The following is a 529-nucleotide window of genomic DNA, read 5'->3' on the forward strand; positions in this document are numbered from 1 at the left end:
TGGCCGCCGAACTGGGCCTTACCGCCGAGCGGCTGCTGGGTGATCATGGAGTACGGACCGGTCGAGCGGGCGTGGATCTTGTCGTCGACCAGGTGGAGCAGCTTGAGGATGTAGATGTAGCCGACCGAGATGTGGTACGGGAACGGCTCGCCCGATCTGCCGTCGAACAACTGGGCCTTGCCGCTCTTCGCCACCATCCGCTCCCCGTCACGGTTGGGGACGGTGTTGCCGAGCAGGCCGACGATCTCTTCCTCGTGGGCGCCGTCGAAGACCGGGGTGGCCATGTTGGTGCGCGGCTCGACCTGCCCGAAGCCCTTGTCGCGCAGCCGCTCGGCCCAGGCCTCCTGCACCCCCGTGATGTCCCAGCCGCGGGCGGCGATCCACCCCAGGTGGGTCTCCAGGACCTGGCCGACGTTCATCCGGCCGGGCACGCCCAGCGGGTTGAGGATGATGTCGACCGGGGTGCCGTCCTCCAGGAACGGCATGTCCTCCACGGGCAGGATCTTGGAGATGACGCCCTTGTTGCCGT

General features: G+C 67.9%; 1 pseudogene. It reads right to left on the reverse strand.

Going from position 1 to position 529, the window contains the following annotated elements:
- A pseudogene (locus ACFQSB_RS40405) lies at positions 1-529 on the reverse strand (DNA-directed RNA polymerase subunit beta); the annotation flags it as partial.

This window comes from Sphaerisporangium rhizosphaerae, from assembly GCF_042665155.1.
GTDB lineage: Bacteria > Actinomycetota > Actinomycetes > Streptosporangiales > Streptosporangiaceae > Sphaerisporangium > Sphaerisporangium rhizosphaerae.